Annotated in this window: 17 protein-coding genes; 14 read left to right on the top strand and 3 right to left on the bottom strand. The window is 73.2% G+C overall.

The genetic code is table 11. From position 1 onward, the window contains the following. Window positions 1-24: 24 nt before the first annotated feature. From pgsA to IEY98_RS24610, 4 genes are read left to right on the top strand one after another with little or no spacing between them, the layout of a single operon-like run. Complete coding sequence (gene pgsA, locus IEY98_RS24625) at window positions 25-633, top strand: phosphatidylinositol phosphate synthase (RefSeq protein ID WP_189213013.1); 609 nt, start codon at window positions 25-27, stop codon at window positions 631-633. Beyond that, a complete protein-coding gene (locus tag IEY98_RS24620) occupies window positions 630-1517 on the top strand; it encodes a phosphatidylinositol mannoside acyltransferase (protein WP_189213012.1) in 888 nt (295 codons plus the stop codon). Before pgsA ends, IEY98_RS24620 begins: the two co-directional genes overlap by 4 nt. Window positions 1518-1549: 32 nt before the next feature. Then, window positions 1550-2668 (top strand): glycosyltransferase family 4 protein, encoded by a 1119-nt coding sequence (locus tag IEY98_RS24615; protein WP_189213276.1) that lies wholly within the window; start codon window positions 1550-1552, stop codon window positions 2666-2668. A 29-nt stretch (window positions 2669-2697) separates the two neighbouring features. Next, window positions 2698-3150, top strand: a complete 453-nt coding sequence (locus tag IEY98_RS24610) for an NUDIX hydrolase (protein ID WP_189213277.1) — start codon at window positions 2698-2700, stop codon at window positions 3148-3150. A 116-nt stretch (window positions 3151-3266) separates the two neighbouring features. Here IEY98_RS24610 and IEY98_RS24605 read toward each other — a convergent pair whose 3' ends face one another. Then, window positions 3267-5381: an elongation factor G-like protein EF-G2 gene (locus IEY98_RS24605; protein WP_189213011.1), complete on the bottom strand. Its 2115-nt coding sequence runs from the start codon at window positions 5379-5381 to the stop codon at window positions 3267-3269. 202 nt (window positions 5382-5583) lie between these two features. Here IEY98_RS24605 and pdxS point away from each other — a divergent pair, with 202 nt between their 5' ends. Then, entirely contained in the window at window positions 5584-6498 is a 915-nt protein-coding gene (gene pdxS, locus IEY98_RS24600; RefSeq protein WP_189213010.1) for a pyridoxal 5'-phosphate synthase lyase subunit PdxS, read from the top strand. Here pdxS and IEY98_RS24595 read toward each other — a convergent pair whose 3' ends face one another. Next, the gene (locus tag IEY98_RS24595; protein WP_229787375.1) at window positions 6499-7056 is read right to left on the bottom strand and encodes a helix-turn-helix domain-containing protein; all 558 of its coding nucleotides are present in this window, start codon (window positions 7054-7056) and stop codon (window positions 6499-6501) included. A gap of 76 nt (window positions 7057-7132) precedes the next feature. Between IEY98_RS24595 and IEY98_RS24590 the strand changes: the two genes are divergently transcribed. The 6 genes from IEY98_RS24590 to IEY98_RS24565 all read left to right on the top strand — a co-directional run bounded on the left by IEY98_RS24590 (window position 7133) and on the right by IEY98_RS24565 (window position 12058). Further along, window positions 7133-7825, top strand: coding sequence for an AzlC family ABC transporter permease (locus IEY98_RS24590; RefSeq protein ID WP_189213008.1), 693 nt, complete (start codon window positions 7133-7135; stop codon window positions 7823-7825). A 208-nt stretch (window positions 7826-8033) separates the two neighbouring features. Continuing rightward, window positions 8034-8342, top strand: a complete 309-nt coding sequence (locus IEY98_RS24585; RefSeq protein ID WP_189213007.1) for an AzlD domain-containing protein — start codon at window positions 8034-8036, stop codon at window positions 8340-8342. Window positions 8343-8371: 29 nt separating this feature from the next. Next, on the top strand, window positions 8372-8992 hold the full coding sequence (gene pdxT / locus IEY98_RS24580) for a pyridoxal 5'-phosphate synthase glutaminase subunit PdxT (protein ID WP_189213006.1): 621 nt from the start codon (window positions 8372-8374) through the stop codon (window positions 8990-8992). Window positions 8993-9010: 18 nt separating this feature from the next. Continuing rightward, complete coding sequence (locus IEY98_RS24575) at window positions 9011-9763, top strand: YebC/PmpR family DNA-binding transcriptional regulator (RefSeq protein ID WP_189213005.1); 753 nt, start codon at window positions 9011-9013, stop codon at window positions 9761-9763. Continuing rightward, entirely contained in the window at window positions 9763-10275 is a 513-nt protein-coding gene (locus IEY98_RS24570; protein ID WP_189213004.1) for a DUF4262 domain-containing protein, read from the top strand. The genes IEY98_RS24575 and IEY98_RS24570 overlap by 1 nt, the downstream gene beginning before the upstream one ends. A gap of 67 nt (window positions 10276-10342) precedes the next feature. Next, window positions 10343-12058, top strand: coding sequence for a metallophosphoesterase family protein (locus IEY98_RS24565; RefSeq protein ID WP_189213003.1), 1716 nt, complete (start codon window positions 10343-10345; stop codon window positions 12056-12058). Between the two features lie 15 nt (window positions 12059-12073). On the opposite strand, the gene IEY98_RS24560 is transcribed toward IEY98_RS24565, so the two are convergent. After that, entirely contained in the window at window positions 12074-12358 is a 285-nt protein-coding gene (locus IEY98_RS24560) for a DUF4342 domain-containing protein (RefSeq protein WP_189213002.1), read from the bottom strand. A 176-nt stretch (window positions 12359-12534) separates the two neighbouring features. On the opposite strand from IEY98_RS24560, the gene ruvC reads away from it, so the two are divergent. Genes ruvC through ruvB form a run of 3 tightly spaced genes read left to right on the top strand, consistent with a single transcriptional unit; the run spans window position 12535 to window position 14758 of the window. Next, window positions 12535-13101: a crossover junction endodeoxyribonuclease RuvC gene (gene ruvC, locus IEY98_RS24555; protein ID WP_189213001.1), complete on the top strand. Its 567-nt coding sequence runs from the start codon at window positions 12535-12537 to the stop codon at window positions 13099-13101. A gap of 11 nt (window positions 13102-13112) precedes the next feature. Then, entirely contained in the window at window positions 13113-13709 is a 597-nt protein-coding gene (ruvA, locus tag IEY98_RS24550) for a Holliday junction branch migration protein RuvA (protein WP_189213000.1), read from the top strand. Continuing rightward, a complete protein-coding gene (gene ruvB, locus IEY98_RS24545; protein WP_189212999.1) occupies window positions 13706-14758 on the top strand; it encodes a Holliday junction branch migration DNA helicase RuvB in 1053 nt (350 codons plus the stop codon). Before ruvA ends, ruvB begins: the two co-directional genes overlap by 4 nt. Window positions 14759-14816: the final 58 nt, after the last annotated feature.

Here is a 14816-nt window from a genome sequence, read left to right as displayed (position 1 = left end):
GTTCATCTCCGCCGGTAAGGCCCCATGCTGAACATATTCGCCAGAGCCTCGGTGTCCCGAGTCACCGATCCCGTCGGCAGGTGGCTGGTCGGTGTCGGGCTGACCCCCAACGCGATCACCCTGGTGGGCACGGCGGGCGCCATCGCGGGCGCCCTCTGGCTCTTCCCGGCGGGCCACCTCCTCGCGGGGACGTTCGTGGTGTGGGGCTTCGCCATGTTCGACCTGCTCGACGGCGCGATGGCCAGGGCCCGCGGCGGCGGCACGCGCTACGGCGCGGTGCTGGACGCGACCTGCGACCGGCTCGCCGACGGCGCGCTGTTCAGCGGGATCGCCTGGTACGCCTTCTTCGTGGCGCAGGACGCGCTGCTGGCCTCGACCGCGCTGATCTGCCTCGTCACCGCGCAGGTGATCTCCTATGTGAAGGCGCGCGCGGAGGCCAGCGGGCTGTCGGCGGACGGCGGGCTCGTGGAGCGGGCGGAACGGCTTATCACCACGCTGGTGGGGACCGGCCTGGTGGGCCTCGGCGTGCCGTACGCGCTGCACGTGGCGCTGGTGCTGCTGTCGGTCGGGTCGGTGGTGACGGTGGCGCAGCGGCTGGTCGCGGTGCGCCGGAGCGCGGAGGAGCGGGCATGAGCTGGGGGGAGCGGCTGGCCGACGCGGGGTACGCGGCGGGCTGGCGGCTGGTGCGGACGCTGCCGGAGCCGGTCGCGACCGGGCTGTTCCGCGCGGGGGCCGACCTCGCCGCCCGCCGGGAGGGGCCGGGCGCGCGGCGGCTGCGCCGGAACCTGTCGCGGGTGGTGCCCCAGGCGGGCGCGGCCGAGCTGGACGACCTGGTGCGGGCCGGACTGCGGTCCTACGCCCGGTACTGGATGGAGGCCTTCCGGCTGCCGTCGATGGACCTGGACTCGGTGTACCGGCGGGTCGACGCGGGCGTCACCGGGACCGAGTACGTGGACAAGGCGCTGGCCGACGGCAACGGCGTCGTCTTCGCGCTGTCGCACTCGGGGAACTGGGACGCCGCCGGGGTCTGGCTGGTGCGCGCGTACGGCCGGTTCACGACCGTCGCGGAGCGGCTGAAACCGGAGTCGCTGTACGACCGGTTCGTCGCGTACCGCGAGTCGCTGGGGTTCGAGGTCGTCCCGGCCACGGGCGGGGAGCGCAACCCCGCGGTGGTCCTGGCCGAGCGGCTGCGGGAGAACGGGCTGGTCTGCCTGCTCGCCGACCGCGACCTGACGCCGAGCGGCAGGACGGTGACGTTCTTCGGCGCGGAGACGAAGATGCCCGCGGGGCCGGCGTACCTGGCCGCCCGCACCGGGGCGGCGCTGATCCCGGTCGGCTGCTGGTTCACCGAGGACGGGTGGGGCGTGCGGTTCCACCCGCCGCTGCCGGTGGCGGGCGTGCGCGCGGTGCCGTCGGCGACCCAGGCGCTGGCCGACGTGCTGGCCGCGGACATCGCCGCGCACCCGGAGGACTGGCACATGCTCCAGAACCTGTGGCTGGAGGACGTGACGTCGTGAGCGGGCTGGCGAGCGGACCATCGGCACAGCGACTGCGCGTCGGCATCGTCTGCCCGTACTCCTTCGACGTCCCCGGCGGGGTGCAGGCGCACGTCGTCGACCTGGCCAGGGCGCTGCGCGGGCTGGGGCACTCGGTCGACGTGCTCGCGCCCGCCGACGACGACACCCCGGTCCCCGACTTCGTCCAGCCCGCGGGCCGGGCGCTGGGCATCCCGTACAACGGGTCGGTGGCCCGGCTGTCGTTCGGGCCGCTGTCCTTCGCCCGGGTCCGGCGCTGGATCCGCGAGCACGACTTCGACGTCCTGCACCTGCACGAGCCGACCGCGCCGAGCCTGTCGATGCTGGCGCTGATGGTCGCCGACGGGCCGATCGTGGCGACGTTCCACACCTCGACCCCGCGCTCGCGCACGCTGAGCGCGTTCCAGATGGTGCTGCAGCCGTTCCTGGAGAAGGTGACGGCCCGCATCGCGGTGTCCGCGCTGGCGCGCCGGGTGCAGGTGGAGCACCTGGGCGGCGACGCGGTGGAGATCCCCAACGGCGTGGACGTCGCGTTCTTCCGCGACGCCGACCCGCTGCCGGGGTATCCGCGCGGCTGCTCGGTCGGGTTCGTCGGCCGCTACGACGAGCCGCGCAAGGGGATGCCGGTGCTGCTGGAGGCGCTGCGCCCGCTGGCCGCGGAGTTCCCGGAGCTGCGGCTGGTCGTGGTGGGCCGGGGCGACGCCGCCGAACTGCGGAAGGCGGCGGGCCCGGTGCGGGTCGAGCTGCTGGGGCAGGTGGACGACCGGGAGAAGGCGTCGATGCTGCGCGGCATCGACGTCTACTGCGCGCCCAACACCGGCGGGGAGAGCTTCGGGATCATCCTCACCGAGGCGATGGCCGCCGGGACCGCCGTCGCAGCGAGCGATCTCGACGCCTTCCGCCGGGTGCTGGACGACGGGCGGGCCGGGGTGCTGACGCCGGTCGGGGACGCGCCCGCTCTGACGGAGGCCTTGCGCTCGCTGCTCTCCGACCCCGAGCGCCGCGCCGCGGTGGCGGCCGAGGGACACCGGCGGGTGGCCGCGTACGACTGGTCGGTGGTGGCCGCGCAGGTGCTGCGCGTCTACGAGCAGGCGGTCGCGGCCTGCCCGCGCCCGGTGGGGGAGGCGCAGTGAGCTGGTGGATCGTCCTGCTGGTCGCGGTCATGGTGCTGGGCGGCGTGTACCTGGTGGGGACGGCGAACCGGCTGGACCGCCTGCACATCCGCACCGACGCCGCCTGGGCCGCCCTCGACGCCGCCCTGGCCCGCCGCGCCGTGGTCGCCCGCGCCGTGGCGGGGGTGCTGGGGGTGGAACACCTGCGGGTGGAGGCCGAACAGGCCGAACACGCCCCGCGGGTGGCCCGGGAGGACGCGGAGAACGTGCTGACCCGATCGCTGTCCGAAGTGGACCGATCCCGGCTGCCGTCCGCGCTGACCGCCGAACTGACCGACGCCGAACACCGCGTGGTCATCGCCCGCCGCGTCCACGGCGACGCCGTCCGCGACACCCTCACCCAACGCCGCCGCCGCGTGGTCCGCTGGTTCAAACTCGCAGGCGGCGCGCCGCGCCCGGAGTACTTCGAGATCGCCGAACCGGACCTGGCCCAGGAGCCTTAGCCGCCGACGCCGTCATGTGCCCGCTGACCGCGGCGCGATGGTCGAACTGGGGCGGTTCACCGAGGTCTGCTTGACCGGTCCGGGACGGCCTCGTCAGGTCGTCCCGGACCGCGCGGCTAGGCCATCTGCGTGGCCAGGGAGGTCGGCATGGGGTCGAAGCGGGCGAAGTGGCGGGTGAAGGTCGCCGAGCCGGAGGTCAGGGAGCGCAGGTCGATGAGGTAGCGGACCAGGTTGGTGGCGGGGACCTCGGCGGTGACGATCGTGAAGCCCGAGCCCTCCGACTCCGTGCCGAGGACCCGGCCGCGGCGGGCCGACAGGTCGCCGAGGACCGTGCCCAGGTGCTCATCCGGCAGCCGGACCGTCACCGAGTCGATCGGCTCCAGCAGGGAGATCGTGGTCTTCGCCGCGGCGTCCTTCAGCGCCAGCGCGCCCGCTGTCTGGAAGGCCGCGTCGGAGGAGTCCACGCTGTGCGCCTTGCCGTCGACGAGCGTCACGCGGATGTCCACCATCGGGTTGCCGGTCGACACGCCCCGGGCGAGCTGGGCGCGGATGCCCTTCTCCACGCTGGGGATGAACTGGTGCGGGACCGCGCCGCCCACCACCCGGTCGAGGAACTCGAAGCCAGCGCCGGTCGGGAGCGGCTCGACCTCGATGTCGCACACGGCGTACTGGCCGTGGCCGCCGGACTGCTTCACGTGCCTGCCGTGCCCCCGCGCGGGCCCGGCGAACGTCTCGCGCATCGACACCTTGACCGGCTCGGTGTCGATCTCCGCGCCGCCCGCGCGCAAGCGGGCCAGCACGACGTCGGCGTGCGCCTCGCCCATGCACCACAGCACGAGCTGGTGGGTCTCCGGATTGCGGTCCATGCGCAGGGTCGGGTCGCCCGCCACCAGCCGGGCCAGGTTGCGGGCCAGGGCGTCCTCGTCGCTGCGGGTGCGGGCGACCACGGCGACCGGCAGCAGCGGCTCCGGCATCGTCCACGGGGACATCAGCAGCGGGTCCTCGGGCGCGGACAGGGTGTCGCCGGTCTCGGCCGAGCCGACCTTGGTCAGCGCGCACACATCACCGGCGATGCAATAAGGGACCTCGCGCAGCGAGGCCCCCAGGGGAGAGTAGACGTGCGCGACGCGCTCGTCCGCGTCATGGTCCTCGTGGCCGCGATCGGCCAATCCGTGGCCGGAGACGTGCACCTGCCGTTCCGGTCGCAGGGTCCCGGAGAACACCCGCACCAGCGACACCCTGCCCACATAGGAGTCGACCGCCGTGCGGACGACCTCCGCGGCCAGCGGGCCCCGGGGGTCGGGGATGATCGCCGCGTGCGGGCGGCCGTGCGGGTCGGTCACCTCGGGCAGCGGGTGCTCCAGCGGTGACGGGAAGCCGCGGGTCAGCACCTCCAGCAGTTCCTCGAGGCCGAGTCCGGTGAACGAGCACACCGGCACGACCGGGAAGAACGAGCCGCGGGCGACCGCCTTCTCCAGGTCGGTGATGACGGTCTCGGTGTCGATCTCCTCGCCGCCGAGGTAGCGGTCCATCAGGGACTCGTCCTCGCTCTCGGCGATGATGCCCTCCAGCAGTTCCGCGCGGGCGTCGGCGATCGCGTCGCGGGCGGCGTCGTCGAGGTCGGTGAGCGTCATCCGCCCGCCGGAGTGGTCGTAGCGGCGCTTGGTGATGAGCCCGTCGAGGGCGGAGTCGCCGTGCGGCAGCCACAGCGGCAGCACGTTGGCGCCGAAGGCCTCCCGGCAGGCGACCAGCTCGGCGGTGAAGTCCGCGCGCGGGTGGTCGAGGCGGGCCACGACGAGCGCGCGGGGCATGCCGACCGCATCACACTCGCGCCACAGCGCGATGGTCGCCGGGTCGACGCCCTCGGCCGCGCACACCACGAACAGCGCCGCGTCCGCCGCGCGCAGTCCCGCCCGCAGCTCGCCGACGAAATCGGCGTAGCCGGGGGTGTCGATCAGGTTGACCTTGACGCCGTCGTGCATCAGCGGGGCCACCGCCAGCCCCACCGACCGCTGCTGGCGCTGCGCGGCCGGATCGTGGTCGCAGACCGTGGTCCCCTCGGTGACGGTCCCGGCCCGGGGGAGCACGCCGGTGGCGGCCAGCAGCGCCTCGGCGAGCGTCGTCTTCCCCGAGCCGGACGGGCCCACCAGGGCCACGTTCCTGATCCGCGCCGGGTCGTCCACCGTCACGGCGGACTCGGCATGACCGTTGTCGGCGTGCTTGCTGCCCATCTCCCGCACCTCCCGCTCGACCCGCCCTTGTGTCGGATCTCACATCTTGTCACCGCTGGTGACCAGCGCGCTCCCCGCAGGTCGGAAGTGGCCTGCCGAGATAGCCCCGCATTGGCTGCCTTCAGCGGTCCACATCACACGTAAGCTGTGGTCAGCGGCCTTTCGTGAGCCGCATACCCCAAGACGATTCGAGAGGCGAACCGTGTCCGACGCACAGACCACCACTGCCCCCCAGCCGGAGACCGGCACGTCCCGGGTCAAGCGCGGCATGGCGGAGATGCTCAAGGGCGGCGTGATCATGGACGTCGTCGACGCCACCCAGGCCAAGATCGCCGAGGACGCGGGCGCCGTCGCGGTCATGGCGCTGGAGCGGGTGCCCGCCGACATCCGCGCGCAGGGCGGCGTGGCGCGCATGAGCGACCCCGACCTGATCCAGGGGATCATCGAGGCCGTCTCCATCCCGGTCATGGCCAAGGCCCGCATCGGCCACTTCGTCGAGGCGCAGGTGCTGCAGTCCCTCGGCGTGGACTACATCGACGAGTCCGAGGTGCTGACCCCGGCCGACTACGCCAACCACATCGACAAGTGGGCCTTCACCGTCCCCTTCGTCTGCGGCGCCACCAACCTCGGCGAGGCGCTGCGGCGCATCACCGAGGGCGCGGCGATGATCCGCTCCAAGGGCGAGGCGGGCACCGGCGACGTCTCCAACGCCACGACCCACATGCGCAAGATCCGCGGCGAGATCAAGCGGCTGACCTCGCTGCCCGAGGACGAGCTCTACGTCGCTGCCAAGGAGCTGCAGGCGCCGTACGAGCTGGTCAAGGAGGTCGCGACCACCGGAAAGCTGCCGGTCGTGCTGTTCACCGCAGGCGGCATCGCGACCCCGGCCGACGCGGCGATGATGATGCAGCTGGGCGCCGAGGGCGTGTTCGTCGGCTCCGGCATCTTCAAGTCCGGCGACCCGGCCAAGCGCGCCGACGCCATCGTCAAGGCCACCACCTTCCACGACGACCCCGACATGATCGCCAAGGTCTCCCGCGGCCTGGGCGAGGCCATGGTCGGCATCAACGTCGAGGACGTCCCGGAGCCGCACCGGCTCGCGGAGCGCGGCTGGTAGTCAGACGTGCTCGGAGACCAGGCACGCCGTCGTGCCCGGCTCCAGCGCCTCGAACACGTGCGGGATGTCGCCGGGATAGGCGATGTAGTCGCCCGGTCCGAGTTCCACCGGCTCGTCGGTCGGGCCCAGCCGGGCCCGGCCGCTGGCCAGGACCACGTGCTCGACCACGCCGGGGAAGTGCGGGTCGGACTCCCTGCGGCTGCCCGGCTCCGCGCTGATCAGGTAGATGTCGCGGCGGGCGTTCGGCGGGCAGGACGCGAGCAGGGTCGCGGCGTAGTCCGCGCGCTCGGAGTACACGATCGGCCCCTCGCCCGCCCTGATCACCTGCACGCGCGGGGTGGGCGGCTCGACGAGCCGGGAGAACGGCACGCCGAGCGCCACGCTCAGCGCCCACAGCGTCTCCACGCTCGGGTTGCCGGACGCCGCCTCCAGTTGCGACAGCGTCGACTTGGCGATGCCCGCGCGCTTGGCGGCCTCGCTCAGGGACAGGCCCGCGCGCTCGCGTTCGCGGCGCAGCGAGCGGGCGATGACGTCCAGTGGGGCGCCGCGCTGGTCCACCGGGCCTCCCGTTCGGTGTGACGGACAAGTCGTTCGGCTTGACGAACGACCGGAGCATTGTTCATCGTAGGACACTATGCGTTCGATCTGGCGAACACTCGATGCGGAGCTGTGGCGCGGCGTGCTGGCCATCGCGGCCGCCGCCGCGGTCAACGGCGCGTCCTTCGGCGCCATCTCCGTGGCCTCCGGCCTGCCGATGTGGGTCCCGGTGGCTATGTCCCTCCTGGTCTTCGCGGGCGGCTCGCAGTACCTGGCCGTCGGCGTGACGGCGGCGGGCGGCAGCCCCGTCGCCGCGGTCCTCGGCGGGCTGCTGCTCAACGCCCGCCACCTGCCGTTCGGCCTGGCGGTCGGCGAACTCGTCGGCCGAGGCTGGGCGGCCCGCCTGCTCGGCAGCCACCTCCTGATCGACGAGTCCGTCGCCTTCGCGATGGCCCAACGCGACGCGGTACGCGCGCGAGCGGCCTACTGGGCGTGCGGCGCGACCCTGTTCGTCGCCTGGAACCTCGGCGTCCTCGGCGGCGCCGTCGCGGGCCAACTCGTCGGCGACGCGGACGCCCTCGGCCTCGACGCGGTCTTCCCGGCGGCCATGCTGGCCCTGGTCCTCCCCGCGCTGAAGGACGCCAGTGCCCGCATTCCCGCCCTGGTGGGCGCCGCGGTCGCCCTGGCGGCCACCCCGTTCCTGCCGACGGGCGTGCCGATCCTGCTGGCGCTGCTCGGCCTCCTCGCGGTCCCCCGGCCTGCCCGGAAGGCGCCGGAGGTGGTCGCGTGACCGGCGCGCTGACCCCGCCGACCTTGTCGTCCCTGGTTCGGAGGGTGCGGGGAGGTGGTGACGTGAGTGGCCCGCTTGCGTCGGCGCGCGGCGGGGAAGGCTCCGGAACCGAGAGCGGGCCGTCGGACGATTTCGCCCGGAGGGCGTCGTGGGCCGGGGGTCCGACTGATCTGCCCGCCGTCCCGCGTCGTGTCTTGGAGGTTCTGCTGTGACGCTCTTGCCGATCCTGATCCTCGCCGCGGGGACCTTCGCGTTCCGCTTCGGTGGGGTGCTGTTGCGCGACCGGTTGACCTTCTCGGACCGGGTGAAGGAACTGCTGTCCACCTCGGCCGTCGTGCTGCTGTTCGCGCTGGTGGCGACGTCGGCGCTGGCCAAGGGGCAGGACTTCGCGGGGTGGGCGTTGCCCGCCGGGGTGCTTGTCGCGGGTGTGCTCGCCTGGCGCAAGGCGCCGTTCGTGGTGGTTGTCGTGGCCGCCGCGTTGACCACCGCTCTGCTCCGTCTCGCGGGGCTGGCCTAACCTCGACCCGTACGAAAGGAATCGAACCGGTGTCCACCGACCGACCCCTGATCGGGGTGCTCGCCCTGCAGGGCGACGTGCGCGAGCACGTCGCCGCGCTCACCGCGGCGGGCGCCGCGACGACGAGTGTGCGCAGGCCCGAGGAGCTGTCCCGAGTGGACGGGCTGGTGCTGCCGGGCGGGGAGTCGACCACGATCTCCCGCCTGCTGGCCACCTTCGACCTGCTGGAGCCCCTGCGCGCCCGGATCGCCGACGGCCTGCCCGTCTACGGCTCGTGCGCTGGCATGATCCTGCTCGCCGAGAAGATCATCGACGGCCGCCCCGACCAGCACCAGGTCGGCGGCATCGATATGGTCGTGCGGCGCAACGCGTTCGGCAGGCAGGTGGACTCCTTCGAGGCCGACCTCGACGTCACCGGCCTCGACGACGGCCCGGTGCACGCGGTCTTCATCCGCGCGCCGTGGGTCGAGTCGGTCTCGGCCGAGGCCGAGGTGCTGGCGAGGGTCCCCGACACCCAGGCCGCGGGGGAGGCCGGCGGTAGGATCGTCGCCGTCCGCCAGGGCAGGGTGCTGGCCACCGCCTTCCACCCCGAGCTCACCGGCGACCACCGCGTGCACCGCCTGTTCACGGACCTGGTCCGTGAAGCCTGACCTGACGACGGAGGATAGATGAGCGGCCACTCCAAGTGGGCGACGACCAAGCACAAGAAGGCCGCCCTCGACGCCAAGCGTGGCAAGCTCTTCGCGAAGCTGATCAAGAACATCGAGGTCGCGGCGCGCACCGGCGGCGGCGACCCCGAGGGCAACCCGACCCTCTACGACGCCATCCAGAAGGCGAAGAAGAGCTCCGTCCCGAACGACAACATCGAGCGGGCCCGCAAGCGCGGCGGCGGCGAGGAGGCGGGCGGCGCCGACTGGCAGACGATCATGTACGAGGGCTACGGCCCCAACGGCGTCGCGGTGCTGATCGAGTGCCTCACCGACAACCGCAACCGCGCCGCCACCGAGGTCCGCACCGCCATGACCCGCAACGGCGGCTCCATGGCCGACCCGGGCTCGGTGTCGTACATGTTCAACCGCAAGGGCGTGGTGATCGTCCCGAAGAACGGCCTGACCGAGGACGACGTCCTCATGGCCGTGCTCGACGCGGGCGCGGAGGAGGTCAACGACCTCGGCGAGAGCTTCGAGGTGGTCTCCGAGGCCGGTGACATGGTCGCCGTCCGCAAGGCGCTGCAGGACGCGGGCTACGACTACGAGTCCGCCGACGCGAGCTTCCTGCCCATGTCCACCGTCCAGCTCGACGCCGACGGCGCGCGCAAGATCTTCAAGCTGATCGACGCGCTCGAGGACTCCGACGACGTGCAGAACGTGTACGCCAACTTCGACGTGGCCGACGACGTGATGGCCGAGGTCGACGCCTAGTGTCCCTGCCCGCCCTCACCCCGGACGAGGAGCAGCTGCGCGAGTGGCTGCTCCACACCGCGGACCAGGACGGGTACGCGGCGGTCGAGGTCGCGGGCGACGCCGACGGGGCGCCGTACGCCTTCACGGTGGGCGTGTGGCGCCGCTTCGCCGCGCCGGAGGCGGTCGTGGTCGGGCTGCCGGTCGACATGGCCCGCCCGCTGCTCGACCTCTACGTGCGCCGCACCGCCGAGGGCGAGCGGTTCTACCCCGGCCTGCCCTACCTCGACTTCTTCGAGGGCACCCCGGTGGTCGTGGAGCGCGTCCACAAGGGCCACTACCCGGAGTTCTTCGGCAGCGCGTTCCTCGTCTACCCGCAGGGCGACTTCCCGGCGATGCAGCTGATCGTCGCCACCCCGGACGGCAGGTTCCCGTGGAGCCCGGACGCCCCGGACGGCTTCGACATCTGGCAGCCGGTGCTCACCTACACCGGCAGGCCGGAGACCTGGCGCCCGGGCATCGACGGCCCCTGAACGGGCCTATCCGCCGCCCCGACGCCCGAACTAGGATCTTGGTCCGGTTCGGCGGAAGGGGAGCCGCATGTCCACCGAGCGGCCCCGGCCGAGCGCGTGCACCGAGGTCGAACTCGGCTTCCGCCCCCAGCCCGCGGTCCGCTGGCTCGCGCCGAAGGTGCTGGTCAGCACCGGCATCCAGTCCGCGATCGCGGCGGTGTTCGGGTCCTACGCCGACAAGCGCGAACTGCAGGGCGGCCTGCCGTCGACCATCCACCGCCGCATCGGCGACGAGCTGTGGTTCGACTTCGCCGCCGACGTGGGCGACGGCTTCGACGCCACGTATTCCGTGGCCTCCCTGCTGGCCGCCGAGTCGCTGACCCTCGACGGCGACACCCTCCCGCGCGGCAGCCTGCTGGTCCTCGGCGGCGACCAGGTCTACCCGGGCGCCTCGACCCGCGCCTACGAGGACCGCACCAAAGGCCCCTACCGCGCCGCGCTGCCCAGCACGACCGGGGACCGGCCGGTCCTGTTCGCCCTGCCCGGCAACCACGACTGGTACGACGGGCTCACTTCATTCCTGCGGGTCTTCGCCCAGCGCAGGCCCATCGGCGGCTGGGACACCGAGCAGACCCGGTCCTACTTCGCCGTCCAGCTCCCGCACCGCTGGTGGCTGATGGCCATCGACACCCAGTTCGACGACTACGTCGACGCCCCGCAGCTGGAGTACTTCCGCACGGTCTCCCGCGACATCGAGCCCGGCGACGGCGTCATCCTCTGCACCCCGTCGCCTGCGTGGATCGCCGCGGGCGCGGGCGGGTCGACCAAGTGCCACGACACCATCGAGTTCTTCAACCGCGAGATCGTGCGCGCCCGCGGCGCCGAGATCCGGGTGATGCTCTCCGGCGACACCCACCACTACGCGCACTACGCCGAGCGCGACGGCGGACGGCACCTGATCACCTGCGGGCTGGGCGGGGCGTACCTGGCCGCCACGCACGAGCTCCCCGACGAGCTCCGCCTGCCCCCGACGGCCTCGCGCGTGCGCGACCCGTCGCCGCCCACGGCCTACGACCTCGCCGCCCGCTACCCCGACGTGGCCGCGTCGCGCCGCTTCGCCACCGGCGTCTTCAGCCTGCCCTGGCGCAACCCCGGCTTCTGGGCGCTCACCGGGACCTTCCAGACCCTGATGACCCTCGCCGTGCTGTACGGCCTGGTCAGCACCCTCGCCGACGACGAGCAGCGCGGCTTCTTCGGCAAGGTCGCCAGCTGGGCGCCCGCGATCGGCGTCGGCATCGTCCTCGTCTTCGGCGGCCTGGCGTTCGCCCGAATACAGCACATCCGCCAGGGCCCCAAGGCCACCGCGGCCGGACTGCTGCACGCGATCGCCCACATCGGACTGAGCGTCGGCTGGTCCCTCACCGTCGTCGCCCTGCACACCGACGTCCTGCCGGACGGCGCGGTCGGCGACTGGTCGACGCTGTCGATCGTCCTGTTCGGCACCCCGCTGCTGATCGGCTTCATCGACGCCGAACTCGTCGCCGTCTACCTGCTGCTCGCCTCCCGCGCGGGCATCAACGTCAACGAGGTCATGGCGGGGCAGAGCATCGAGGACCACAAGGGCTTCCTGCGGATGCACATCGACACCGAGGGCGTGCTCACCATCCACCCGGTCAAGCTCGACACGGTCTGCCGCGCCTGGTCGGCGCGGCCGGACGGGGCGCCCCACGAGCCGTGGCTCGCCCCGGCCCGGCCGCTGCGCCCCGCCCGGATGGACCGTCCGATCACGGTCACCCGGCGCTGACCGCCCGGTCGAGGCCTACTCGGCGTCGACGGTAGCGGGCGGGGCCGAGGGCGGGGTCCGGTTCTCGATCTTGATGCCGCACTTGCCCACCAGCGCGACCCCGGCGCCGATCGTGGTGGCGACCGGCGCGGCGAGCGCGGCGACGATGCCGACCGCGACCGGCACGTCCACGACCACGTCGTTCTTGCTGTCGCGGACGACGACCCTGCGGTTGATGCCCTCGCTGAGCAGCCCCCGCACCGCGTCGACCATGGAGTCGGCCGCCGATCGGACGGTGTCGGCCTTGTCGGACTCGTTCATTCGTGCTCCTGTTCCTGCGGCTCCCCTGACACCACCCATGGTGCCCGCGTCCGGCCGCCGGGCCATCAGGGTTTCCCCGGGGACCGCCCTGATTTCGCCCGTCCGCGTGTCGGGGCCCCGCCGCGGGCGCCGCGCCCCCTAAGCTCTCGAACGAGTGTTCACGGAAAGGGGCGGGCGTGCGCGTGCTGGGAGTCGACCCCGGCCTGACCCGCTGCGGCATCGCCGTGGTCGACGGGGCCGCGGGCAGGCGCGTCACCGCGGTGGCCGTCGACGTCATCCGCACCCCCGTCGACGACTCGCTCGCGGTGCGGCTGCTCAAGGTCGCCGACGGCGTGGAGGACTGGCTCGACCGGCACAAACCCGACGTCGTCGCCATCGAGCGCGTGTTCAGCCAGCACAACGTGCGCACCGCCATGGGCACCGCCCAGGCGGCGGGCGTGGTCGCCCTCGCCGCTGCCCGGCGCGGCCTCCCGGTGGAGTTCCACACCCCCAGCGAGGTCAAGGCCGCGGTCACCGGATCGGGACGGGCCGACAAGGCGCAGGTCACGACCATGGTGACCCGGTTGCTCGGGCTCGCGACCGCCCCCAAGCCCGCCGACGCCGCCGACGCGCTCGCCCTGGCCATCTGCCACCTGTGGCGGGCGCCGGTGCGCAACCGGCTCGCCGAGGCCGAGGCGAGGGCGGCCGAGCTGGCGCGCAAGCACCGTGCCAGGCTGGCGGCGGCCCGCAAGACCCAAGCGTGAAAGATGATGCTGTGATCTCCTCGGTTCGCGGACAGGTGGCCTCGGTCGGACTCGACCACGCGGTGGTCGACGTGGGCGGTGTCGGCCTCGCCGTGCAGGCCACCCCGCACACGCTGGCCGGGCTGCGCCGGGGCGAGGAGGCCGCGCTGGCCACCGCGCTGGTCGTGCGCGAGGACTCGCTGACCCTGTTCGGCTTCGCCGACACCGACGCCCGCGACCTCTTCCGCCTGCTGCAGACCGTGTCCGGCATCGGACCGCGGCTGGCACTGGCCACGCTCGCCGTGCTGGAGCCCGAGCAGCTGCGCCACGCCCTGGCCGACGGCAACATCACCACGCTGACCCAGGTGCCCGGCATCGGCCGCAAGGGCGCGGAGCGGCTGATCATCGAGCTGCGCGACAAGGTCGGCGCGCTGGCCGGGAGCGCGGAGGCGCCCGCGGCGCAGTCGCCGAGCCGGGTGCGCGGCGCGGTCGTCGAGGCGCTCGTCGGGCTCGGGTTCGCCGCCAAGCAGGCCGAGCAGACCGTCGACGGCGTGCTGGCCGCCAACGGCCAGGCCGACATGTCCACCGCGCTGCGCGAGGCGCTGGCCGTGCTCGGGCGCAAGCGGTGACCGAGGACGAGGACTGGGAGTCCCCGGTCTCCGCGCACGCCGACCCCGGGGAACGCGACGACGAGTCGACCCTGCGGCCGAGGACCCTGGCCGAGTTCGTCGGCCAGCCGCGCGTGCGCGAACAGCTCGAACTGGTGCTCAAGGGCGCGACCCGGCGCGGCGCCCCGCCCGACCACGTGCTGCTGTCGGGCCCGCCCGGCCTCGGCAAGACCAGCCTCGCCATGATCATCGCCGCCGAGCTGGGCAGGCCCATCCGGATCACCTCCGGCCCGGCCATGGAACGCGCGGGCGACCTCGCCGCGATGCTGTCCAACCTCGTCGAGGGCGAGGTCATGTTCATCGACGAGATCCACCGCATCGCCCGTCCCGCTGAGGAGATGCTGTACCTGGCGATGGAGGACTTCCGCGTCGACGTCGTCGTCGGCAAGGGGCCGGGCGCCACATCGATCCCGCTGGAGATCGCCCCGTTCACCCTGGTCGGGGCCACCACCCGGTCCGGCGCGCTCACCGGGCCGCTGCGCGACCGCTTCGGCTTCACCGCGCACATGGAGTTCTACGCGCCCGAGGACCTGGAGCGGGTGCTGCGCCGCTCCGCGACGATCCTCGGCGTCGACCTGCGTCCGGACGGGGCCGCCGAGATCGCCTCCCGCTCCCGGGGCACCCCGCGCATCGCCAACCGCCTGCTGCGCCGGGTCCGCGACTACGCGGAGGTGCGCGCCGACGGCGCGGTCACGCTGGAGGTCGCCAAGGCGGCGCTGGCCGTCTACGACGTCGACGACCTCGGCCTCGACCGGCTGGACCGGGCCGTGCTCGGCGCGCTGGTGCGCTCCTTCGGCGGCGGGCCGGTCGGCGTCTCGACGCTGGCCGTTGCGGTGGGGGAGGAGCCGACTACCGTGGAGGAGGTGTGCGAGCCCTATCTCGTGCGCGCGGGCATGCTGGCCCGGACTCCGCGCGGCCGGGTCGCCACCGCCGCCGCGTGGGCCCACCTGGGTCTGTCCGCCCCGGTAGACGCGCCCGGACGCGGCGCGCCTACCCTGTTCGACGAGTGACGCGCGCGATCCCGCGCCGCACCCGAATCGTGAAAATCGGACTTCTCCCCGGCGTCCG

This window comes from Actinokineospora fastidiosa (genome assembly GCF_014648415.1).
Classification (GTDB): domain Bacteria; phylum Actinomycetota; class Actinomycetes; order Mycobacteriales; family Pseudonocardiaceae; genus Actinokineospora; species Actinokineospora fastidiosa.
Note: the sequence above shows the minus strand (reverse complement) of the source record. Positions and strands in the feature narration are given on the sequence as shown.

Bases quoted from the DNA above. Each gene is read 5' to 3' on its own strand.
- IEY98_RS24575 (WP_189213005.1), top strand. From the start codon at position 9,011: ATGAGCGGCCACTCCAAGTGGGCGACGACCAAGCACAAGAAGGCCGCC.
- pgsA (WP_189213013.1), top strand. From the start codon at position 25: ATGCTGAACATATTCGCCAGAGCCTCGGTGTCCCGAGTCACCGATCCC.
- IEY98_RS24620 (WP_189213012.1), top strand. From the start codon at position 630: ATGAGCTGGGGGGAGCGGCTGGCCGACGCGGGGTACGCGGCGGGCTGG.
- IEY98_RS24590 (WP_189213008.1), top strand. From the start codon at position 7,133: ATGCGTTCGATCTGGCGAACACTCGATGCGGAGCTGTGGCGCGGCGTG.
- IEY98_RS24605 (WP_189213011.1), bottom strand. From the start codon at position 5,381: ATGGGCAGCAAGCACGCCGACAACGGTCATGCCGAGTCCGCCGTGACG.
- IEY98_RS24560 (WP_189213002.1), bottom strand. From the start codon at position 12,358: ATGAACGAGTCCGACAAGGCCGACACCGTCCGATCGGCGGCCGACTCC.
- IEY98_RS24610 (WP_189213277.1), top strand. From the start codon at position 2,698: ATGGTGCTGGGCGGCGTGTACCTGGTGGGGACGGCGAACCGGCTGGAC.
- IEY98_RS24565 (WP_189213003.1), top strand. From the start codon at position 10,343: ATGTCCACCGAGCGGCCCCGGCCGAGCGCGTGCACCGAGGTCGAACTC.